The organism is Paenibacillus tianjinensis (genome assembly GCF_017086365.1).
In the GTDB taxonomy this organism is placed as follows: Bacteria; Bacillota; Bacilli; order Paenibacillales; family Paenibacillaceae; genus Paenibacillus_AQ; species Paenibacillus_AQ tianjinensis.
On the sequence record NZ_CP070969.1, the window covers coordinates 218,458 to 240,936 of the forward strand.

Here is a 22,479-nt window from a genome sequence, read left to right on the forward strand (position 1 = left end):
TTAGAGTTTCTATTTAATTTAATGGTACAATCCGTATTCGATGGTAGTTAAAAGATTACTCAAAATGCTATATCGAGCGTAATTAATAATCTAAGAAAGTCTTTAGGGTCGCCAAAATGGGTAACACATTGTACATGAATCCGAGGCGGAGATGAAAATGAGCACCAAAGAGATTGCACGGTTGAATACAGCAATGAAACAAACCTCAGACAAACGGTGTGCGTTCACCGTCCATGTAAACTTCTATAGGTTTTGTTCTTTTGAGGTTGCAGCATTAGCATTCCCACCAAACAACAGTCCAAAAACAAACAGAAGTACGATAATCTTTTTCGTTTTTATTAACCATCTTTGTGCATGACTTTGAGGTTTTTCCCCATTTTTCTAAAATGAATGTTAACTTTTATACGCTATACCATTCTCGGATTGAATGAGCTGCTGTTCAACAATCCTTTGGTTTAAATGAAGATCGCTTAGATAAGTTGTAATTTGGCTTTGCAGGTTCTTTACAATTTCTCTATGCATATCATCGATGTGATCTTTAGTACAAAAGGCAGAACTGTAAAGATGTCCATTTTTATAAGATTTTGTTTCATCAACTATAGAGTTAAGCTTTTCTTTGTAGAGTCTTTTCACTTGCCATCTTCTGGCTTAATCTCATAATAACGATTAGTCTCAATGAGTAGTTTCCAAGGATCAATGCAGATGTCCCAATTATTTCTATTATTTAATGGGGGGAGGCTGTGATTATATAAGTTGAACAAAAGATTAAAACCGCACACACAATCGATCAATAACCTCCTGGGAAGAGCGGTTTAGTCTCTGTATAAATTCACGGACGTGAGTACGGATATAATAAAATTTCCCGAAAAACACGTTGTTAATAACATCACTTCAGAGCCATTTCCATAAACCTTCGACCATATTTAATTCGGGGCTATATGGCGGTAAAAAGACAAAAGTTAGCCGTGGATGTTCCTTCAGGAAAGATTGAATGTGATTCGCATGATGAATACGAGCATTGTCTAAAATCATCACAATATTACCTTCGGGATAAGTCTGCAGTACACGCTTTAGAAAAGATTCAAAGGTCAACATATCGTAATTTTCGGCTTCATGACAAACAATTTGACCCGTTTCATAGTTTAGCGTAGCGAGCAACTTGGCTCCTCGATGTTGTCCATGTGTTTTTATTTTTCGTTGCTTCCCTTTGAGAAACCAATTGTATTGCAGAGCTTGGTAATCCCGGATCATCGATTCATCTTCGAACAAAAGGTGATCAATTTCGTTATTCAGGACTTTTTTTTAAAGCGGGGAAAATCTCTTCTTTAAACGCTCTCTGTTTGTCTAGATCTGCACGAGCGAGCGTGTACGTAGGCTTGTATAGCTAAAGCCTAAGTAATGATGGACTTTAGATGCTCCCCGTTGCGTAAAGTTCTGACCAAATTCCCGCTGAATATAATGAACCACCAGACGTAGCGTCCAATTATATTGAGCTTCAAATCCAACATCTACAGGTTGCTTGCTGAATGGTTTGAGCCAACTGCTTCTCTTGATCGGGCCCTAGTTTATGGGGCCTTCCTGTGGAATAACCAGGGACCAACCCTTAGATTCCATGTTGCTTGAAAGCCTGGATGTACCGTTCGATCGTTTGTCGGTTACGTTTGACAACAGCACAAATATCTTTTGTTTTTCGCCCTTCTAAATGAAGGCAAACGGCTTGATATCGCTCGTACAATCGTTTATTTTGAGTCTTTCGCATAGCCTCAATTAGAGATTCAATTTCTGTTTTCCGAGTTTTCATAGACCTCACCTCTTTTGGTTATGGTCTAAATTAATTACCCATTATTTTCATGTCTGATAAAATAGTTCAACTTATATAGATGAATATAGTGTTCCGTCTGAAGGTGGATTAATCAATTGGTTACTGTTCCTGAAAGGTGCCGATACATCGCAATGGGAGGTGCTGAAGATGAACGAACCGGGACTACAGAAGGCCATGGATACTTTGCAATATTTGAGTCAGGATTCAGAGGCCAGACGGCTGTATGAAGCTAGACAGAAATATCTTCATGATGAAGCCTCCATGCTGGGTAGTGCGGAAATGGCAGGTATAAAAAAAGGGAAGATAGAAGTTGCTCAGAACTTGTTGGTTATGGGAATGGATTATGCGGCTGTTGCTAAAGCAACTGGTCTAAGTGAGGATGAAATCAAATCTATCAAGCTTTAATATGTTGCCTGTTTGGTGATAGAAGATTTATCAACGCTAAAGCCTATTAAACGGCAAACAACAAACAAACTACGCTTTCGCAGCCTAAGAAACTGTGTGCGTGCTTCTACCCTGCATCGCCCATGTGACAGGGATAGGGGCTAACTAGTAGTGGGATACGCCGCTTGGTCTCCGCCTGGGGTCAACGGAAGAAGATAATCAGGCTGACCCAACGTATAGCCGGTTACGGGGCGATACTCGGGTGACATCAAAACTGTGACTACACTCGTAGAAGCTTATGTGCCGTTATCTTCGGACAGGGGTTCGAATCCCCTCGGCTCCATATAGAGTAATGTAAAAGACACCTTTAGGGGTGTCCTTTTTTCATTTAGTGTCTGTCTGCAGACTTGCTGCTTTCTCCTTCGACAACTGCTCGGCATGATACGCACAAAAGTATATATTAATAGATAAGCAAGCCTTATGTATTATTTATAAGCAGGGAGGTTTCATTATATGAGAAAAGAAGCAGATCAGCAGCTGAACGATGGTCCCCAGATTCGCAAAGAAAAAGATATTGTGGCCAAAATGATTCGTATTTATTGTAAGAAAAAACATCATCAAACTGAGCTCTGTGAAGAATGTCAGAACATAAACGATTATGCTATAAAAAGACTTTCCCGCTGCAAATTCGGTGAAGAGAAGACAGCTTGTGCGAAGTGTCCTATTCATTGCTATAAACCGGTTTACCGGCAAAAAATCAAGGGGATTATGCGTTTTTCAGGTCCGTGGATGCTGCTATATCATCCGGTTGAGTCCATAAGGCATATCCCAATACCAAATAAGTTAAGAAAATCAAGCTCACGATAGTTATCTTAACGAGTTGCTCCAGACCTCAGGTCTGTAACACAAAGGAATGGAACTGTGAAGCGGCAACCAAGGCCCTTTTTGGTAGCTGGCAGCCCAAGTAATATAACTTGCTTTGACTTCCCGCAAACCAGATGCTCTACACCTTCTCCATGGTATTGCCATTCCGATGTTTCCTCCGGTATTGGGCCGGTGTCATTCCATACACCTTTTGTGGAGCTGGAATAAAAGTGTTCAGCGACGAAAATCCGAAATTTTGCACGATGGGCTCAATAGGAGAATCGGGGGCAATTAACTCCTGACAGATGAAATTCAGGCGCTTCTCCTAGATTTTGTTCGTAATGGACTAGTTTGTCTCCGCTTTATATAAACTGCGGAAATAATTCACGGACAATTCCAAATGATCGGCCAGCATTTTTGCGGACAAGTTCGGATCGGTTAATTGTTCGGGCAGTCACAATGTCTTCAAGTGTCCTGGTTACCAATGCTTCCATCCATGGCACTACATTTACCGTCGTCTCCTGCTAAATGATCTGTTTCTCGATGGAAGTCAGCTCCCATGAACTGGGCAGCGGCTGGCCGGAGTGCTCCTGCATGAGCCGGCGTATATCCATAAACAAGGTAATCAGTTAGATTTTACATTCAAAATAGGACATTTCCCGCAGCTTGACCACGGCTGAGCGTATGACTTCCAGAACCGTTCCGCATTCCCCTTGGAAAGAGCCTGGGCGATCTGCCGCTCTTTGTTCACAGGCAAATGATACAGTTCTCCGGTCGTGACGGGCAGCCATGCTTTCACGATGAGCGCTCTGTGTCCGAACCGGAACCGTTCCTGTGTCAGTTCATACGTCTCCATATAGATCTCATGCATGTCGGTCAGGCTGGGCAGCATTCTACCCCAAGCGACGGTTGTTCCAACTGACAAATACTGCTCTATTAACTGTTGGGATACTTGCAGCTTCTTCGCATATTCTTCGGACAATGGAGCGGATAAGGCAAATGCCATGTGATCGTCCCCCATATCTACTGTCTGCAGCTTGTGCTTGGAGGATTGCAGTGACTCCTGAATAATATGGGGACATTGCAAACCGGAATAGACGCCGGTCCTTCCCGGCTCCAATCATTTTGAGCATCTGCTTCGAGACCGTGGTTTCGAGGAGAAGGCGATTCGGTTACGTGAGTATCGAAGCATGCCGGCTCAGGAACGTTATAAGGATGCAAAAACGTCATCAACCGCTTGAGCGAACCAAGTGATCTTTCAGGGGTTCCCGGTTTCTTCTGTTCTGAGGGGCGTTACGGCCCCTTCTTCGACAATATCAATCACACATATCATTTGGAATATGGGCATCAAAGATCAGAGATACCTTATGATCATCAAAAAATGCTCAAAACTGGTCGCCTCTTTGTGTGCCAGGATGCCATTCGCTTGTGATTCGGAATTTCAGCTAATAACGACCTTTCCTCACTGCAGGAGTGTTCTCTTCGCAAGCGTTTTTTTATACTAACTTGTGAAATGATGTATCTTTCGTTATAGTTGGATTAAACAAGATACCAAAAAGTGGTGGGAAAATGGCAACTATTCATGATGTGGCACTCAAGGCAGGTGTATCGGTCACAACCGTCTCGAGAGTTCTAAACAACCGAGGATATATCAGTGAAATGACCCGAACAAAAGTATCCGGCGCGATGGAGGAATTGGGTTACCAGCCGAACGAAATCGCCCGCTCTCTGCTCCGTAAACAATCAAATTTATTTGGTCTTATTATCCCTAATGTATCCCACCCCTTCTTCAGTCAACTTGCGGATCGGGTCGAATATTACGCGTATCTCGAGGGATACAAGGTTCTTCTGTGCAATTCTCAGATGGATCCAGATAAAGAGAGAGATTACATCGATATGCTTAAACGAAATCGGGTAGACGGCATAATCATGGGCAGTCACACGCTGGAAGTCGAGGAATATCGCAGCTTGAATTCGCCTATCGTCACCATCGACAGGAAAATTCATAACAATATTCCTTACATAAGCTCTGACAATTATCGGGGAGGCCAACTGGCCGCAGAACTTCTTGTGGCAAAAGGATGCCGAAAGATCGCGCATATTTGTGGTAACCTGGAGCTTCAGATGCTGTCCAATCAGAGAACGGATGCTTTTCTTGACGTGACCATAAAGCATGGCGTTGAACGTTTGGTCGTCGAGACGGGATTAAACGTTTTTGACGAGAACAAGTATGAGAAATTGCTGGGACAATTGCTTCAAGAGCACCCCGATATTGACGGCATTTTTGCCACCAGCGACATTTTAGGTGCCTATGCAATTAAAGAAAGCTTGAAAGCAGGGAAGAGAATTCCAGAGGATATCCGGATCGTCGGCTATGACGATGTGGGAGCATCACGATGGGTTCGGCCCGAGCTGACGACCATACGCCAGCCGATTGATGCCTTGGGCAAAATGGCCATCAAGCTCCTTCGCATGCAAATGGATGATGAGCTGGTGGCCTTTGAAAACATTTTGCCCGTGGAGTTAATTGAACGCGCAACGACGTGAACCGAACAAGTCCGGTTCTCAGAGTGTCGAGAAACCCAGGTCATTTATGACCTTGGGTTTCTTTTTTTGCATTCTGCTAATCAGGTCCGTCAAATAAAGTATACCGGACTTGCTGAGCCGGTTGTTGCGCAGTACCAATCCCTAGCTTTCCTCCCAAGCATGCCAGGTCACCACCTTTCGGTGGTTCCGTGACTGCGTGCACAGTCTCACCAACGGCGGCATTCAGCTCGTCAGGGTAGATCTTGGTATGTTGCAGGATCTGTTCTTTCGTATATGGTGTTTATTCGCGTTAGCTTTAACATGAGTTGAATCGGTAATGAGCACACTTCCGCTTACCACCCAGTGCGAAATCGCTTGGAGGACCATTTCATCGAAGATATTCTGGAAGAGGTTCGTATCTTTAAACCGGGTTCGACGGTTTCAGTTAATGGTTGTACGGTCCGGAACCTTGTCGGTCAATTCCAGCCAGAAATAAGCGGTAAGCCAGATTGGGCTGGATTCCCCGCTTCAATTGACGCTCGGAAACGAATATTTTTTTTGCAAATTCAATATGTCAAAGGTTTGACATATAATCGTATTTGCAAGTGAATGCAAGCGATTTCAAAACTTTTTATGGGGGAGTAAGTGGGATGAAGAAGAAATGGTTTAAAGGTTTGCTTTCCGTGGTAGCATTTTCGCTCGTGCTTTCCGCATGCGGCAATAGTAAGGATGCGAACACACCGGGTGAAGGGTCGGAAGGAAAAGAAGTGAAGATCACGCTTTTGAACTCGAAGGGTGAAATTCAACAACAGCTCGAAGATGCTGTCAAGGAATTCCATAATGATAACCCGAACATCACAATCGAGGTTACGGCGGCACCTGCAGGAACATCCCCTTTCGAGCGAGCCTCAACTTTATATGCTTCCGGAAACCCGCCGACCATGCTGATTATGGATACCGGAGATGTTGAGAAGTTTAAGGACCGCATCTTGGATCTGAGCGGTGAAAAGTGGAATGCCGATGCTGTTGAGAACGCGACTGTGCTCACCACATTTGATGGTAAGAACTACGGTTTCCCTCTCGCCATAGAAGGTTACGGCTTCATTTATAACAAAGCGGTACTGGATAAAGCGACAGGCGGAAACTTTGATCCTTCTACAATTAAGACGAGAGACGACATGGAAAATCTGTTCAAGCAGATTGAAGCCTCCGGTAAAAAGGCGCTGATCATTTCTCCAATGGACTGGTCACTCGGCGCCCACTTTCTCCCGCTTGCCTATGCGGGACAAAACAAGGACATGGCGGAAGTGAATAAATTTATCGACGGACTGAAAGCTGGTACGGCCGACCTTTCTACGAACAACGTTTTTAACGGCCTGATGGATACATTCGATGTCATGATGAAATACAACATCGACCAAAACTCCCCGCTTTCCGGCGTGTATGAGCGCGGCGGAGAGATGCTTGGCAAAGGCGAAGTGGGCATTTGGTTCCAGGGCAACTGGGCATGGCCGCAAATTAAGAGCTTTGATACCGCAAACGGCACTTACGGGTTCCTTCCTGTACCGATCAGCAACAATGCAGCAGATTACGGGAACCAGGAAATTTCGTCGGCAGTATCAAAACGGATCATTATCGACAAGGAAAAGAGCACTCCGGCACAGCAGGAGGCAGCCAAGAACTTCCTGAACTGGATGGTTTACGATCAGAAGGGACAGGATTTCCTTGTCAACAAGGCCAGCATCATTCCAGCTTTTAAAAACATTACGTTGCCAGCCGCCGATCCGCTTGGCCAATCGATCCAGGACTACATTGCGAAAGGCAAATCCGAACAATCGATGAGTACGCTGCCGGCTGACCATTGGGCAAAAGTCGGTGCCTCGATGCAAAAGTATTTGAGCAAATCGGGCGATCGGGCTATGTTGACTAATGAAATTATAGAGTACTGGAAGAGTGTGAAGTAAAGATAGACGTCCAACCAGCCTTATTATTTAGTGGGTAAGGTCTTAATGGCCTTATCCATTGTTTCTGTTACACCAGATTACTTAACCTATCAAGATGGCGAGGGGTTTAAATGATTAAGGAAAAGGGGAAATGGAACCGGATACGCACCCGGCTGCTTTTTACGGGTCCAACCCTGTTCGCTTTTCTAACGGTAATGATGGTTCCTTTCCTGTATGGTATCTATTTAACGTTTACAAACTGGGACGGCATCTCGACGACCCATTCACTGGTGGGCTTCCAGAACTATTCAGCGGTCTTTAAGGATATTGTGTTCTGGAAGACCTTTGGTCTGACACTCAAGTATGTCGCATTCACCGTTATTCTCGTAAATGCAGTCGCGTTCCTCTTGGCCTACAGCCTCTCGAGGGGCATAAAGGGACAGAATGTATTCCGCGCCGGTTTCTTTATTCCGAACCTGGTCGGAGGGATCGTCCTTGGCCTGATTTGGCAGTTCATATTTTCCAATGTGTTAGTGTATGTCGGCCAAAAGACAGGGATCCCCATTCTCTCTACTTCGTGGCTTGCCGACCCGGATAAAGCGTTCTGGAGTCTGGTAATCGTCACAGTATGGCAATATGCCGGCTACATGATGGTGATTTACATCGCCGGTCTCATGAGCGTACCGAACGATATTCTCGAGGCAGCAAGCATCGATGGTGCGAGCGGCTGGACGCGTATGAGCCGAATGATACTGCCGCTCATGGTGCCATCCTTTATCGTATGCATCTTTCTTACGCTTCAGCGCGGGTTTATGGTATATGATGTCAACCTGTCCCTCACGAAGGGCGGCCCCTTTAAAAGCACGGAGATGGTATCGATGCATGTGTACGAAAAAGCATTCCTTTCCCGTGATTATGGCCTCGGTCAAGCCGAGGCGCTGGTTCTGTTTCTGCTTGTTGCCGCTATTACGCTGCTGCAAGTTTACTTCAGCAAGAAATTGGAGGTGGAGGCATAATGGTCGGTACAAGAGCTTCTTCTTCCTTGCTAAAAGGGCTAATGCTCACTGTTCTTCTATTTCTTTTCATCTTTCCTTTTCTCTTTTTGCTCATCAACTCATTTAAAGAAAATACAGAAATTACATCAAACCCATTGGCATTCGCGCAAAAATTCAGTATGGAAAACTATACCACGGCGTTCGAAAAAATGGGGTACCTTAGTTCATTTACCAATTCCCTAATCATTACCGTGTTGGCTGTCCTGCTGATTTCACTGGTATCGGCGATGACTGCGCATTACTTTGTCCGCAACCAAACGAAGTTCAATCAATATACATTCCTGCTTATGGTCGCTTCTATGATCATACCGTTCCAAGCAATTATGATTCCGCTGGTGAAAATATACGGCTCGCTTGACATGCTGGATAATGTCTGGTCGCTGATCTATATGTATGTTGGATTTGGTTGCTCTCTTGCAGTCTTCATCTATCATGGTTTTGTGAAAGGCGTACCGGCTGAACTGGAGGAAGCTGCGATGATCGATGGCTGTACACGTACACAAACATTCTTTCGAATTGTCTTCCCAGTGCTCATGCCCACAACGGCCACAATTTCAATTCTTAACGTACTTTGGATCTGGAACGACTTTCTGCTTCCATCCTTGGTGCTGATAAGTCCAGAAAACCGGACGCTACCGTTGTCCACGTTTAGTTTCTACGGAACCTATTCGGTAGATTACGGCCCTCTTATGGCTGGTCTTGTGTTGACCATTCTGCCTATTATGGTGGTTTACTTATTTGCCCAGAGGTATATCATTCAAGGAGTCATGCAGGGCTCCATCAAATAAGGCGCTATGCCTGAAGCCAAATAACAGCAGCACCGGAGATGGGCGCATTGGAGGAATACTGTGTTTTATTACGAAAATCGCTTGGCGTTCAAAGAGCGGGGGAGCGACATCCTGACGGTAGGGGAAATGCTGGTCGATATGATCTCGGAAGAGTATGATGACACCTTCGAAAGTGGCGCATATCAGAAGTTTTTCGGCGGCTCTCCATCCAATATCGCAATGAATGTAAAGCAGCTGGGCATTCGTCCTTTAGTCGCAGCGGCAGTAGGCAGGGACGGCTTCGGAACATTTCTGATCAATCAGTTGAAAAAGGCGGGGATTGAAACCGATCTCTTGCAGCAAGCAGATGCGTCCACCAGCATGGTCGTCGTCACGAAGAGCAGATCCACCCCGATTCCCATTTTCTATAGGGGGGCCGATCAAGAGCTTACCTTCTCGCCGTCACTGAGAGCTGCGCTGCAATGCACGAAGATCGTACATTTTTCATGCTGGCCCATCTCGATTCCGACAGCCCGCTCCACGATTGAGCGGGTTATCGGCGAAGCCAGGGATAACGGCGTTTTGATCGGTTTTGACCCCAATTACCATCCGTTGATTTGGCAGAGGGGAGAGGACGGCATTGCAATCGTCAAATCGTTTGTCGGCCAAGTAGACATCATCAAGCCGTCCGAGGATGATGCAGAGCGGCTGTTCGGCAAGGATTCGCCCGAGAACCAAATCGAAAAGTTCCTGGAGTTGGGGGCGAAGTTGGTCATTATGACGCTGGGGGCGGACGGCGCCCTCGTCTCGAATGGCAGCGAAACGCTTAGGTTTGATACACTGGCCACGGAAGTGAAAGACACAACCGGAGCCGGCGATGCATTCTGGTCCGGCTTTTATACGGCACTCATTCGGGGCTATACGATACGTCAGTCACTCCATCTCGGTTTTGCCGTCAGTGCCTATAAATTGAGATTCACCGGGGCCGTTGCCCCCCTGCAGACACTTGAGGAAATCGGACGATTGTACGATATTCAGGAGGCAAGAAAATGACAGTTAAAAATCAAGTACAACTTATTACGTATCCCGATTCGATGGGCGGTGATTTGAAGGCACTGAACCACGTTTTGAACAGACATTTTACCGATATTTTTAAAGGCGGGGTACATATCCTTCCCCCGTTTCCTTCCTCCGGAGACAGAGGGTTCGCCCCGCTTACTTACCTCGAAATCGAGCCGGAATTCGGGAGCTGGGAGGATATTAGAGAGATTGGCGGAACATTTGACGTCCTCGTGGACCTTATGGTGAATCATATTTCCAGGCAGTCGGCGTACTTTCAGGATTTTCTGGAAAAGGGCCGCCAATCTCGATACGCAGATTTATTTATCACCCTTGACAAGCTTTGGGAGAATGGTGAGCCAGTCCAAGCAGACATTGAGAAAATGTTCCTCCGCCGGCCGCTTCCTTACTCGGCGTTTACCATTAAGGATACTGGAGAGGTTGAACGGGTCTGGACAACCTTCGGAAAGACAGACCCATCCGAACAAATTGATCTGGATGTTCAATCCGATCAGGTCAAGCAGCTGCTAACCGATTTCTTTACTAATTTCAAAAAAAACAATATAAAAATCGTCCGGCTTGACGCGGTCGGTTATGTCATTAAAAAGCTTGGGACGAGTTGCTTCTTTGTAGAGCCGGACATTTACGAGTTCCTCGACTGGATTAAGGGACTAGCCGATTCGCTCGGCATTGAGCTTCTGCCAGAAGTTCACTCCCACCATAGTGTTCAAAACAAGCTGGCGGAACACGGCTTCTGGATTTATGACTTTATCCTGCCCTATCGTATTCTGGACACTCTTGTTAACAAGTCCAGCGAAGGTCTGCTCGACTATTTGAAGAATCGGCCGGCAAAGCAGTTCACCATGCTGGACTGCCATGACGGAATTCCGGTCAAACCGGATCTCGACGGACTGATCGATACGAAAAAGGCAAAAGAGTTAGTAGACATCTGCACAGAACGGGGATCCAATCTCAGCCTGATTTTGTCGGATGAACATAAAAGCGAGGATGGTTTTGACGTCCATCAGATACGGTGCTCCTACTACTCCGTGCTTAACGAGGACGATGACGCCTATCTGGCTGCACGGGCCATCCAGTTCTTTACTCCCGGTATTCCTCAAGTGTATTATGTAGGGCTGCTGGCTGGCAAAAACGACGAAGAGCGGGTCAAACAGACGGGGGAGGGCCGCGAGATTAACCGGCACAATTACAGCCTGGAAGAAATCGAAGGGTCCCTTCAACAGGAAGTCGTACAGAGGCTGCTCCAACTGATACGTTTTCGTAACGAATACGAAGCTTTTCAGGGTGAGTTCCGCGTACTGGATTCATCGCCACAAGAGGTTCGGCTCGAGTGGGTCAAAGAGAACAGGAAGTGTATGCTACACGTGGATTTGATTCGCAACCATACCATGATCGACTATGTGGATGATAATGGAAATCAGAAAATCTACACGATTTAAAGTGTATCTAGCAGTTTCCTAGCAGATAGAGGACATCAACGGCTCGTTGGAGTTCTCTATCTTTGTTTCCGGCCGTACGGCAATACCATGGAGGGGCGAGAGCATGACAGACGTAATGAATCACGATCATTATCGGCCGCAATTTCACTTTACCCCACCTGCCAATTGGATGAATGACCCAAACGGGATGGTGTATTTTGAGGGAGAATATCATTTGTTCTATCAGTATCATCCAGGAGGGTCAACCTGGGGACCGATGCACTGGGGGCATGCTGTGAGTATCGACCTGGTTCACTGGCAGCATCTTCCGGTCGCACTTGCGCCGGATCAGAATGGAATGATTTTTTCCGGCAGCGCCGTGGTGGATTGGGAGGATTCCAGCGGTTTTTTCGGAGGAGAGCCAGGACTCGTGGCCATCTTTACCCATGCTGACGAGTATCCAGAGTCAACTCTACCCCGGCAAAGGCAAAGCTTGGCGTACAGCCTGGACCGGGGACGTACATGGAACATGTATGAGGGAAATCCGGTACTTTGCAATGAACAACTGACCGATTTCAGAGATCCAAAAGTTTTTTGGCATGACGAGACCGACCGGTGGGTGATGGTGCTGGCCGCAGGCGACCGTGTGCATCTGTACACTTCAATAAATCTTAAGCAATGGTCCTTTGCAAGTGAATTTGGAGCGGCTGACGGTTCCCATGACGGGGTGTGGGAGTGTCCGGATCTCATGGAGCTGCCTGTTGAAGGGAGTCCAGACGGTAAGTCGAGATGGGTGCTCATTGTCAGTATAGGTGACAAACCCGGATATCCGGAGGGATCCAGGACCCAGTATTTTATCGGACATTTCGACGGCAGTGTTTTCACGAATGATTATCCTTCTGACACAGTATTGTGGTTGGATTACGGAAGGGACAATTATGCAGGTGTGACCTGGTCCGACACACCGGATCCCGCTGTGAAATACTTTATCGGCTGGATGAGTAACTGGCTCTACGCTAAGGTCACACCGACTGGTGAATGGAGAAGCGCTATGACAGTCCCACGCCTTCTTAGTCTTAAGCATGGGAAAGACGGTATACGGCTTATCCAGGCCCCTGTGTCAAATCTGGAAAGGCTTCGCAAACAACCTTGGGAGCAGCTGGATGTCCTCCTCAGATCGGAGAATAACCTGCTTGCGTCTTTGCAGGAAGATGTCTATGAGCTGGTTTGTGACATTGAGGTGGGAACGGCCGCCGAGATTGGGTTTAAACTGCGAAAAGGCGGGAACGACGAAACCATCGTGGGATATCGTATAGTTGAGCAACAGCTTTATCTCGATCGTACACGCTCCGGCGAAATCAGTTTTCATGATTCCTTTCCGTGCACACACGATATACCACACACGATTCCCGGCGGTAGGCTGCGCTTGCGTATTTTTGTCGATCAGTGTTCGGTTGAGGTATTCGCCGGAGATGGCGAAGTCGTATTCAGTGATCTAATCTATCCGGACCCCTCCAGCCGGGGAATGGAGTTATTTGTGAGAGGCGGGGAAGCGCAGCTAATCTCCCTACAAATATACCCCCTGCATTCGATTTTATAGTCTGGTAAGGGATTTTTATTTTTCCAATATTCATAGCCGAGATTATAACTGGAGGAGATAAAGTGGAGAGAAACTGGATAGCGGGCATGATTGGCTAACGATTAAGGATTGGTGTCCTTTTGACTCAATCTCTTTTCAAGATATTTTAAAACACGGAGACAATCACGTACGTCATTTCATCAAAGAACTGCTCCGTTATCAAGATTAAACGATTCTGGATAACTACCTGTTTTTCTCTGCATGTATTAATAGTGCCAGGATATACAAAACACATTACTATTCACAGCCGTCATATTTTCGGCACGTGAAGGAGCGCCTGGTAACGGGCAGTAGAATATTGAGGCATGTAAAGTCCGTGGAGATTTAGATAGAACATACCACAGGTATGTTTTTTCTGTTTCTCCACGGCTTTTTGCGTGCAAAAACAAGGAGGAAATTAGAAGATGGCAGTAACCTAAGGAGAAACAGGTAGGAATGGCCGCGGTGGGCATGGCTGCTTTTAGTATGGGCTTGTGAAGCAGATGCCCCAAGGCACCGAAATCCTATTGATGAACCCATATACAATTACTGATTCTGAGGAGATAAACGAGCCGGGTTGAAAATTAGGGGTGCATATGTTCGCAAAAAAGCGTTTATTTCCTTCAAATTTTGTGTATAATAAAGCTGGTTGTCCAATTTGTTCCAAAGGGGATGAAGAATGATGTCAATCCGTTTGAACCCGTATCTTGTCTTTAATGGAAACACAAGAGAAGCGGTGTATTTTTATGAAAAAGCGCTGCGCGGGAACGTGGTCGGAATTATGACGTTTGGGGATGTGCCGGAAGATCCGAATCATCCGCTGACCGATGAGATGAAATCTCTTGTGATGCATGCGCATTTGAAGGTTGGTAATGCAGATCTCATGTTCTCCGATACTTTTCCGGGTACGGCGCATCAGGCGGACGGTGATACGGTTCAGATTGCCATTCATCCTACAGAAGAGTCAATAGCACGGGAGATTTTCGCCGCACTGGAAGACGGTGGTCAAGTGGTCATGCCGCTGCAGAAGACGGATTGGAGCCCTTTGTATGGGATTGTTAAGGACAAGTTCGGCGTTACTTTTCAAGTGAATGTCGCGGAGGAACAGCCGCAGGGATAGTGTGTATTCTGATTCAGGTTTCCGCTCCGCCCACAATACGCCCTGCCGGTTCTAATTGGACAGGCAGCTGAGGAGGAATGACTTGTGACAAACAATAATCAGACAATCGTGCCGCATATATGGTATGACAAAGAAGCGGTAGAAGCAGCTAACTTTTACGCATCTGTTTTCCCCGAATCCAAGGTTACCAGCGTTACGACAATTCATGACACACCGTCAGGTGACTGTGACCAAGTTTCATTTGAAATATGGGGACAGAAGTTTATGGCGATCAGTGCAGGGCCCTATTTTAAATTAAATCCGTCAGTGTCTTTCTTCGTTAATTTTGATCCGTCACGCGAAAAGGACGCAGCTGTGAAAATAGATGAGGTCTGGGACAAGTTATCTGAGGGCGGCCAGGCACTAATGCCGCTTGATAAGTATCCATTCAGTGAGCGGTACGGCTGGATTCAGGATAAATATGGCGTGTCCTGGCAGCTGATGCTTACAAATCCTGAGGGTGAGGAGCGTCCGCCTATCATCCCGTCTTTTTTGTTTGTGGGTGATCAGTACGGTAAGGCGGAAGAGGCTATGTCTCTCTATTTATCAGTATTTGGCAACTCGCGGCAGGGAACGATTGCCCGCTATCCCAAGGGCATGGAGCCTGATCAGGAAGGAGCCATTATGTTCTCTGACTTCATGCTGGAGAAGCAGTGGTTCACCGCCATGGACAGTGCGCATGAGCATAAATTTAGTTTCAACGAGGCGATCTCTTTTATGGTGAAATGCGATTCGCAAGAGGAGATTGATCATTACTGGGAGAAGCTGTCTGCGGTTCCCGAGGCTGAACAATGCGGCTGGCTGAAAGACCGGTTTGGCGTGTCGTGGCAGATTGTGCCGGCCGAGATGGACGAAATGCTGGAAAAGGGAACACCGGAGCAAATTGCACGTGTTACGAAGGCTTTTTTGCAGATGAAGAAATTCGATCTTGCAGCATTGCATAAGGCTTATAAGGGCGAGTGAAGCTTACACTTTACCCTCTGCCAGAGAAGGCATGGTTATAGTAATGAGAAAGAAGCGATGAGAGAACAACCTCACCGCTTTTTTGATGTGCTTTGAAGTATCATTTTAATCGGTGTCTTTTTTCTTTCACTTAATAAGTTGTCTACAACAGCTTCACACAATGCTGCTGAATCATTGCTGCGAGCTCATCAAAACTATATTTATGATTCACCATATCAACAGTAAAGTCTTCAGCTAGCTTGCTCTCCATCTTGAAGCCCAAACCATTATAACGCAAAAAGATTACAAGTGCGGTAAATGCTGTACGTTTGTTACCGTTTTGAAACGGGTGATTTTGACCGAGGGATTCAAAGAGAGCAGCTGCTTTACCAAAAATAGTAGGATAAGCATCATCACCAAATGCGGATGACCCGGCGCGAAGAACGGCGGACTCCAGCAGGCCGGGATTCTTCACACCAATCTGCTCTCCAGGACTGTATCTCTGTATCATTGCTACATTGATCGCTATAACTTCCTGCGTGGTCAAATAACGGACTTCACTCATCTGTCTTTGAGTCCTTTTAAGGTCTCATCATATTCGTTGATAACCTCGGACAGACAATCCATGAAATCCTCGCTGATTCCTGCGGGCAATGTGACCTTGGCGGATTTTTTGATAACAATTTCTCCACTTTGGGGATGGACCTCGATTTGAACCGTATCGCCTAATTCCAGGCCGATTTGTTTGAAAGCATCTGTCATGGTAATGCCCAGACTATTTCCGAATTTGGTAATCTTCTGTTCCATTTCAATCCCCCTATCCATCGTATTGCCTCCTTATCAACCTGTTCAACTGTTATAACAATTATACGATAATCTATTGAGATGGGGCATTATTATTACTGGATTGACGTCAAGACTGTGATTACACTCGTTGAAGCCTAAAAAAAAGACAACCCTGACAAATACATCAGAAGTCATCCTTTTTCAGTTCGCATCAATTATTTAGCATTCATTTGGGCAAGCTCTACAAACTGTTTTTTCATATCCTTCGTCACAACCAATTCATTGAGCTTGACCGTTTCGACACCTGACGGCACTTCTTTCAGAATCTGATCAATAGTCGGCTCTCCATAGAATACCGCTTCTGGATTGTTACTGAAATGTTGTGGAATGATGACCTTTACATCCATGTCATATAACGATTGAAAAATAGCTGTGTTTTTCAGTGTTTCCGGGCCGTATTCTCCTGCATAGGTCAAAACAACATCCGCACCTTTCACGGCCTCAAGTGCCTCTGGCAATTCTATCTTATCCGTCTCCCCCATGTGTACGATCTTGAAATCACCAAAGCGAAATACGAATATCTCATTGTCCCCTAAATTCGATACATGTTTGGAAGAAAACCCGGTTACTTCTACCTCGCCGACTTTAATGGGTTCTTTCATCAAGGCGGGGACAAGTCTTTGGGGATCTCCCTTTAGCTGCTTCAAATCCGGAACGTGATCATCATGGTAATGGGACACTGTGTAGGCATCCACCTCCATATCAGGAGCTGGACCAAAAAATGCTTTTAATTTGGACGGGTAGGGGTCAGTCAAGAATGTTGTTCCATCAGGAAAGGTTAAATAAAAGCATGAATTCCCCACGTATTTAATGGTCAAGGGACCATTCTGTGTTGGTTTAGAAGACGGTGCGCTGGTGACGGCGGGTTTCGTGCCAGGTTCACTGCTTGCGGGTGCAGGAGAGGATACCTTTGCAGCGGCTGCTTCCGTATTAGGTGTACTCTCTGTTGCTTCAGTATTCGAACACCCCCCCAACATAGCACAACAGATAAGAATCAAAAGTAATACAGCGAGCCCTCCCGTACTTCTTCTTTCAAATTTCATAATATGACTCCCCTCAAACGATTTATGCTACAGAGGCATCATACCTAATCTCCTGTGCAGCGAGAATGGTGTATCTGCAATAGCTGTTTGCTTTTAAACAAGTTTTGCAATACACTCTGAAATTCTGCAGGTCTACCCGTTAACCCAAAAGTGTTATAAAATGGATTTGGTAAACGACTTACAATGGACAACTGAGGTGAACGCTGTGGATTTTGTAACAATCGGTAGAGAAGTGCATTCTGGCTATCGGCTTCCGTTATCCTTTGCTGAACATGAATCATGTATAGAAGATACTCGGGGCCATGGCAGATGGAGTCTAGTGCTGATTGAGAAGGGGGCAGGCATCTTATCCAGCGGAGGCTTGCAAACGCCATTTACTTCGCCAGTGATCCTGTGTATCAATGAACATGAACATGTGGAACTGAACGTATCCTCAGGTATACCCGTAAAGTCCGTTTATTTTGATCCATTAGTTGTGAACAGCAAATTCAATTTCGACAATGTCCATAATCCTCATGGTGATTTCTCCAACACTGAAGAGCAAGACCTTTATCTGCTTCAACCATTCATTAGGAGAAGCCTGGAATATCCCTGCATTTCAACAATAGATACTGCAAATGCTCAACATATCTCTAAGCTCTTGGTTCAGATGAACCAGACACTTGTAGCCCAAAGTGACCTCAACTGGCCCTGCCGCTCCCGCTCGCTTTTGCTGGAAGTGCTTATTCTCCTCTCAAAGCTGATTAATCAAGAGGAAAGTCTGTCAGAATCAGAAGATACTGAACCTTGTGATAGGGTAAACGATATTTTGATTTATTTACATACAAACTATTCGAATAAAATAACGTTGAATGAATTAAGCCGAATGTTTCATGTGAACCGGACCACCTTAAATCATCAGTTCTCCCAGCTCACCAATTTGTCTGTCATCGATTATTTGATCAAGTACCGCGTGCAGATAGCCGCCACTTTATTGAGAGACACCTTGCTTCCGGTCGCGGAGATTATGGAGAGGACCGGCTTCCACAACACTACGCATTTTTGGAGAATATTTAAAAAGCATACCGCGCTCTCCCCCTCCAGTTACCGGAAACAAAATTGCTGGATGTATGTTTCGGGTGAATAGTTTAATCCCTTGTAAGAGACAGGGTTTTAAAAGTGTAAGCTGCTCCCTATGAAGTAAAGCAAAAGACACCTTAACCGGTGTCTTTTTTTGCTGTGGGCACCCGCCCAAGTCCGCCCGTATAGCCCGGTAAAACGCACCGGAGAGTTCCATCCCCCTGTCATATAATCATTAGCCCAGAATTCTGCATGAGGCGCTCCGATATGAGTAAATGATTGTTTAGGAACCGTTTTGAACTCTGATATGCTCAGGATGCCCGGAGTAGCGGTAAATGGGGAGGTGACATGAGGAAGCTCACAGCCTTTTGCAAACGGTTACAAGAGTGTATCTGCATCTATTAAAAATCGGGAGGAAATGAAATGAAGAAGTGGACGGCAAAGGCAACCGGTATTCTGCTGTTATTTTCAATGGCACTAACTTTAATAGCAGGCGGATGGGGGAATACGGTGGCACATGCTGCGGGCCTTACGATCACCGGCAGCGGAGGCTGGAATGAAACCGCATATGTAGAATGGTCACCGGTTAGTAATGCCTCAGGATACAATGTATATGTTAAACCGGCAAACGCAGCGGACTCGCAGTATCAGCAAATTAATAATGAATTGATCCGCAAATATGCTTCCTATTGGAGAGCTGATGCTGTAGGGCTGGTAGCCGGAAGTTATGTGATGAAGGTCGAGGCAATTCTGACAGGGGGAGGGACGGCCAGTGCTGTATCCGATACTTTAACTGTAGCGCCGTTTGACCGTTCCGGATTTGCTTTTTCGGCAAACTCTCCGTTAGGCACAGGTTCAGGCGCATATAATGCGAATGGCACCTTGAAAAGCGGCGCTCAGGTCCTGTATATCACCTCCCAGAATGCACAAACCGTAACCCTTCCTGTAAAAGTCAGCAGCTCAGGTGCTGTACAAAACGGCGTGGGTTTGGGCGGGGTTTTGACTCTAAGACAAAAAGGCTACGACACCACTCCGCTCGCCATCCGGATTATTGGCAAAGTTACGGCCTCAGATTTGAGCGGGCAGCTCAACAGCAGCGGGTATCTTCAGGTCAAAGGTAAAAGCAATTATTCGGAAATGAATATTACGATTGAAGGGATCGGGGACGATGCTTACGCCTATGGCTGGGGGCTGCTTCTGAGATATGTCGGTAATGTGGAAGTGAGAAACCTGGGCCTGATGTTATTCCCGGACGATGGCGTGTCGATGGACACGGGGAATGCGAATGTATGGGTGCATAATAATGATATTTTCTACGGATCTGCAGGCGGGGATGCGGACCAGGCCAAGGGTGACGGTTCCACAGACCTTAAGAACGGTTCGTCGTACATCACGATCTCTTACAATCACTACTGGGATTCGGGAAAATCTTCGCTGGTCGGGCTGACCGAGCCGGCGGAATTCTTCGCCACCTTCCATCATAACTGGTTCGATCATTCGGACTCCCGTCATCCGCGTATCCGTGTGGCTTCTGTTCATATCTATAATAACTTCTATGATGGCATCTCAAAATATGGCGTTGGTGTTACCAGCGGAGGTTCCGCCTTTGTTGAATCCAACTATTTTAGACATACCAAATATCCGATGATGATTTCCCTGCAAGGCACGGATGCTCTGGGAGAAGAAGGTACATTCTCAGGCGAAAATGGCGGGATGATCAAAGCCTACAACAATCTTGTTGCGGATGCGGCCAGTCTGATTTATGCCAACTCCAATACTGGAACAGCACCGGCTAACGCAACCTCTTTTGATGCGTATCTGGCATCGGCGAGAAATGAAACCGTTCCGGGCTCATACAAGGCATTAACGGGCGGAACCGCTTATAACAACTTCGATACAACAGTTAACACGGGAGTAAGTGCATCTGCCGTTGACAGCGTAAGCGCAGTAGAGCAGATTGTTACGGCAAAAGCCGGCCGCCTGGACAGCGGAGACTTCACCTGGACATTCAATGATTCCGTGGATGACGCATCCTATGACCTCAATACAGCACTGATGTCCGCAATCAGAAGCTACACCACCGGGCTTGTATCGGTAGGCGGCAACTCCAGCCCAACCAGCCCGACTCCAACACCAACGGCAACAGTTACGCCTACAGCGACTCCTGTACCAACAGCAACGGCTACGCCAACGGAAACTCCAGTGCCAACCGCAACACCTACACCAACGGCAACTCCTGCACCAACCGCAACGGCGACACCGACACCGACAGCAACTCCAACCACTGGAGCTTATGTCCACAACTTCACCACATCAGGGACAACAAGCAGCTTCTTCAATATTCAAGGAAATCTCTCCACCAGCAAGGGGACGGTCGTATATAATGGTCTGACTCTAACTCAGTGTCTGAAAATCGAGAGCGCAACCAGCATCGCGTTCACTGCAACGAAAGCTTCTACCCTGACATTAGTGTTTAACGCCGAAGGAACCCAGATAAAAGTGGACGGAACAAGCTATCCCATCACCAACCGTATTGCCACGGTATCTCTTGCGGCGGGTGCACATACCATTACGAAGGATAGCACTGCGAATCTGTATTACATTGAGTTGAAATAGTATGGCTGCGAGAATTTAGTGGCAATTGAAAGGCCATCGGCTAGTCAAAAGCAGAAAGCGACCTTTAGGGGTCGCTTTTCTCTATTTTCTAAATTAATTTCTTGTTGACTTAAACCATGATTTAAGTCGTATGCTATTTGTGTCGACAGTGATAGATCAGATTTGGAGGCCTTCAAAATGAAGTATGTTTCGATTGGTGAAGCTTCGGCCACTTATAAGATTCCGGAATCCACGTTAAGGTATTATGAGAAGCAAGGCTTGCTGCCGCTGATGGAGCGTGATGCCGCCGGCCGGCGGTTGTTCTCGGAAATGCAGATGGCGCTGCTGGAAACGGTGCTTCGTCTGAAGCAGACACATATGCCCATCCACGATATCAGGCAATATATCGCCTGGGTTATTGAAGGGGATAGCACCACCCGGCTCCGGCTGGACATGATGACGAAGCACAAGCAGGCGGTGCTGGATGAAATTGCGACCATGACAGACGCCCTGCAAGGCATTGATTATAAAATTAACCGGTATAACAAACGTTTACAGGACAAATAGAGGATAGAAAAGAGGAACACTCATGAAGCTGACAGGAAACACTATACTTATCACTGGCGGAAGTGCCGGAATCGGGCTGGCTTTTGCAGAGCGGTTTATCCGGGCGGGGAATCAGGTGATTGTCTGTGGACGGCGTGAAGAGGTACTTCAAAAGGCGAAGGAACAACTCCCCGGCCTGATTACCCGAGTGGTTGACTTAAATGTGGAGTCTGAACGCATAGCCTTGTTTGACTGGGTCACCGGGTTTTACCCGGATGTTAATGTGTTGGTGAACAATGCCGGGACTCAGCAAAGGTTCAATGTGCTAAAAGCCGATGCCAGAGACAATTGGAGCTACTTCAATCAGGAGATTACAACTAATCTTGACGCGCCTTTCCACCTCTCCCTGCTGTTTGCTCCGTTTTTGGCGAAAAAAGAGGCGGCTGCCATTATTAACGTGACCTCTGGTCTGGCCTTTACGCCGTTTGCCATCGCTCCGATCTATTCCGCAACCAAGGCGGCACTGCATTCGTTCACGATGAGCCTGCGGCACCAGTTGTCCGGGACATCGGTTGAAGTCATTGAGGTGGCTCCTCCGGCAGTCAATACCGACCTGGGCGGTGCAGGATTGCATACCCACGGGGAACCTCTGGATGCCTTCGCAGATGGGATCTTCAAAGGGTTGGAAGAGGGAAAACAGGAGATCGGTTACGGGACTTCGGTGGACCGCCTGCGCATGTCTAGAGATCAAGTGGACGAGTACACAGCAAATATGTATCAGGCTACGAAAAGTATGATTGAATAAGGTGAAC

20 protein-coding genes, 1 other RNA gene and 3 pseudogenes are annotated in these 22,479 nt (G+C 46.5%); 17 read left to right on the forward strand and 7 right to left on the reverse strand.

Annotated features, from left to right (window positions below):
- Positions 1-765: 765 nt before the first annotated feature.
- Positions 766-1,801: pseudogene (locus tag JRJ22_RS01055) on the reverse strand (IS630 family transposase).
- A gap of 75 nt (positions 1,802-1,876) precedes the next feature.
- On the opposite strand from JRJ22_RS01055, the pseudogene JRJ22_RS01060 reads away from it, so the two are divergent.
- From JRJ22_RS01060 to JRJ22_RS01070, 3 genes and pseudogenes are all read left to right on the forward strand, one after another.
- A pseudogene (locus JRJ22_RS01060) lies at positions 1,877-2,227 on the forward strand (Rpn family recombination-promoting nuclease/putative transposase); the annotation flags it as partial.
- Positions 2,198-2,552: a transfer-messenger RNA gene (gene ssrA, locus JRJ22_RS01065) on the forward strand. The pseudogene JRJ22_RS01060 and the gene ssrA, both read left to right, overlap by 30 nt.
- 167 nt (positions 2,553-2,719) lie before the next feature.
- Positions 2,720-3,073, forward strand: coding sequence for a nitrous oxide-stimulated promoter family protein (locus JRJ22_RS01070; RefSeq protein ID WP_206102759.1), 354 nt, complete (start codon positions 2,720-2,722; stop codon positions 3,071-3,073).
- A gap of 136 nt (positions 3,074-3,209) precedes the next feature.
- Here JRJ22_RS01070 and JRJ22_RS29610 read toward each other — a convergent pair whose 3' ends face one another.
- Positions 3,210-3,386: a helix-turn-helix transcriptional regulator gene (locus tag JRJ22_RS29610; protein WP_206104928.1), complete on the reverse strand. Its 177-nt coding sequence runs from the start codon at positions 3,384-3,386 to the stop codon at positions 3,210-3,212.
- A gap of 309 nt (positions 3,387-3,695) precedes the next feature.
- Positions 3,696-4,076 (reverse strand): hypothetical protein, encoded by a 381-nt coding sequence (locus JRJ22_RS01080; protein WP_206102760.1) that lies wholly within the window; start codon positions 4,074-4,076, stop codon positions 3,696-3,698.
- A gap of 231 nt (positions 4,077-4,307) precedes the next feature.
- Here JRJ22_RS01080 and JRJ22_RS01085 point away from each other — a divergent pair, with 231 nt between their 5' ends.
- Both JRJ22_RS01085 and JRJ22_RS01090 read left to right on the forward strand, forming a co-directional pair.
- Entirely contained in the window at positions 4,308-4,502 is a 195-nt protein-coding gene (locus JRJ22_RS01085; protein WP_206102761.1) for a hypothetical protein, read from the forward strand.
- Positions 4,503-4,639: 137 nt separating this feature from the next.
- A complete protein-coding gene (locus JRJ22_RS01090; protein ID WP_206102762.1) occupies positions 4,640-5,617 on the forward strand; it encodes a LacI family DNA-binding transcriptional regulator in 978 nt (325 codons plus the stop codon).
- Between the two features lie 279 nt (positions 5,618-5,896).
- On the opposite strand, the pseudogene JRJ22_RS29050 reads toward JRJ22_RS01090, so the two are convergent.
- Positions 5,897-6,140, reverse strand: a pseudogene (locus JRJ22_RS29050) (transposase); the annotation flags it as partial.
- 106 nt (positions 6,141-6,246) lie between these two features.
- On the opposite strand from JRJ22_RS29050, the gene JRJ22_RS01095 reads away from it, so the two are divergent.
- From JRJ22_RS01095 to JRJ22_RS01130, 8 genes are all read left to right on the forward strand, one after another.
- The gene (locus tag JRJ22_RS01095) at positions 6,247-7,560 is read left to right on the forward strand and encodes an ABC transporter substrate-binding protein (RefSeq protein WP_206102763.1); all 1,314 of its coding nucleotides are present in this window, start codon (positions 6,247-6,249) and stop codon (positions 7,558-7,560) included.
- A 110-nt stretch (positions 7,561-7,670) separates the two neighbouring features.
- Complete coding sequence (locus JRJ22_RS01100) at positions 7,671-8,555, forward strand: carbohydrate ABC transporter permease (RefSeq protein WP_206102764.1); 885 nt, start codon at positions 7,671-7,673, stop codon at positions 8,553-8,555.
- Entirely contained in the window at positions 8,555-9,382 is an 828-nt protein-coding gene (locus JRJ22_RS01105; protein ID WP_206102765.1) for a carbohydrate ABC transporter permease, read from the forward strand. Before JRJ22_RS01100 ends, JRJ22_RS01105 begins: the two co-directional genes overlap by 1 nt.
- A 60-nt stretch (positions 9,383-9,442) precedes the next feature.
- Positions 9,443-10,414: a carbohydrate kinase family protein gene (locus JRJ22_RS01110; protein ID WP_206102766.1), complete on the forward strand. Its 972-nt coding sequence runs from the start codon at positions 9,443-9,445 to the stop codon at positions 10,412-10,414.
- Positions 10,411-11,880: a sucrose phosphorylase gene (gene gtfA, locus JRJ22_RS01115; RefSeq protein WP_206102767.1), complete on the forward strand. Its 1,470-nt coding sequence runs from the start codon at positions 10,411-10,413 to the stop codon at positions 11,878-11,880. Before JRJ22_RS01110 ends, gtfA begins: the two co-directional genes overlap by 4 nt.
- Before the next feature lie 103 nt (positions 11,881-11,983).
- Positions 11,984-13,459, forward strand: a complete 1,476-nt coding sequence (locus JRJ22_RS01120; RefSeq protein WP_206102768.1) for a glycoside hydrolase family 32 protein — start codon at positions 11,984-11,986, stop codon at positions 13,457-13,459.
- A 700-nt stretch (positions 13,460-14,159) separates the two neighbouring features.
- Positions 14,160-14,597, forward strand: a complete 438-nt coding sequence (locus tag JRJ22_RS01125; protein ID WP_206104929.1) for a VOC family protein — start codon at positions 14,160-14,162, stop codon at positions 14,595-14,597.
- An 84-nt stretch (positions 14,598-14,681) separates the two neighbouring features.
- Positions 14,682-15,599, forward strand: a complete 918-nt coding sequence (locus JRJ22_RS01130; protein ID WP_206102769.1) for a VOC family protein — start codon at positions 14,682-14,684, stop codon at positions 15,597-15,599.
- 142 nt (positions 15,600-15,741) lie between these two features.
- Here the strand turns inward: JRJ22_RS01130 and JRJ22_RS01135 are convergent, their stop codons facing one another.
- The 3 genes from JRJ22_RS01135 to JRJ22_RS01145 form a co-directional block, all read right to left on the reverse strand.
- Positions 15,742-16,143, reverse strand: coding sequence for a type II toxin-antitoxin system death-on-curing family toxin (locus JRJ22_RS01135; RefSeq protein WP_206102770.1), 402 nt, complete (start codon positions 16,141-16,143; stop codon positions 15,742-15,744).
- Entirely contained in the window at positions 16,140-16,403 is a 264-nt protein-coding gene (locus JRJ22_RS01140) for an AbrB/MazE/SpoVT family DNA-binding domain-containing protein (protein WP_206102771.1), read from the reverse strand. The genes JRJ22_RS01135 and JRJ22_RS01140 overlap by 4 nt, the downstream gene beginning before the upstream one ends.
- 176 nt (positions 16,404-16,579) lie before the next feature.
- Positions 16,580-17,467, reverse strand: coding sequence for an MBL fold metallo-hydrolase (locus JRJ22_RS01145; protein ID WP_206102772.1), 888 nt, complete (start codon positions 17,465-17,467; stop codon positions 16,580-16,582).
- 160 nt (positions 17,468-17,627) lie between these two features.
- Between JRJ22_RS01145 and JRJ22_RS01150 the strand changes: the two genes are divergently transcribed.
- From JRJ22_RS01150 to JRJ22_RS01165, 4 genes are all read left to right on the forward strand, one after another.
- Positions 17,628-18,593, forward strand: a complete 966-nt coding sequence (locus JRJ22_RS01150) for an AraC family transcriptional regulator (RefSeq protein ID WP_206102773.1) — start codon at positions 17,628-17,630, stop codon at positions 18,591-18,593.
- A gap of 356 nt (positions 18,594-18,949) precedes the next feature.
- Positions 18,950-21,142: a pectate lyase family protein gene (locus JRJ22_RS01155; protein WP_206102774.1), complete on the forward strand. Its 2,193-nt coding sequence runs from the start codon at positions 18,950-18,952 to the stop codon at positions 21,140-21,142.
- Between the two features lie 177 nt (positions 21,143-21,319).
- A complete protein-coding gene (locus JRJ22_RS01160) occupies positions 21,320-21,688 on the forward strand; it encodes a MerR family transcriptional regulator (RefSeq protein ID WP_206102775.1) in 369 nt (122 codons plus the stop codon).
- 22 nt (positions 21,689-21,710) lie between these two features.
- Positions 21,711-22,472, forward strand: a complete 762-nt coding sequence (locus JRJ22_RS01165; protein WP_206102776.1) for an SDR family oxidoreductase — start codon at positions 21,711-21,713, stop codon at positions 22,470-22,472.
- Positions 22,473-22,479 lie beyond the last annotated feature (7 nt).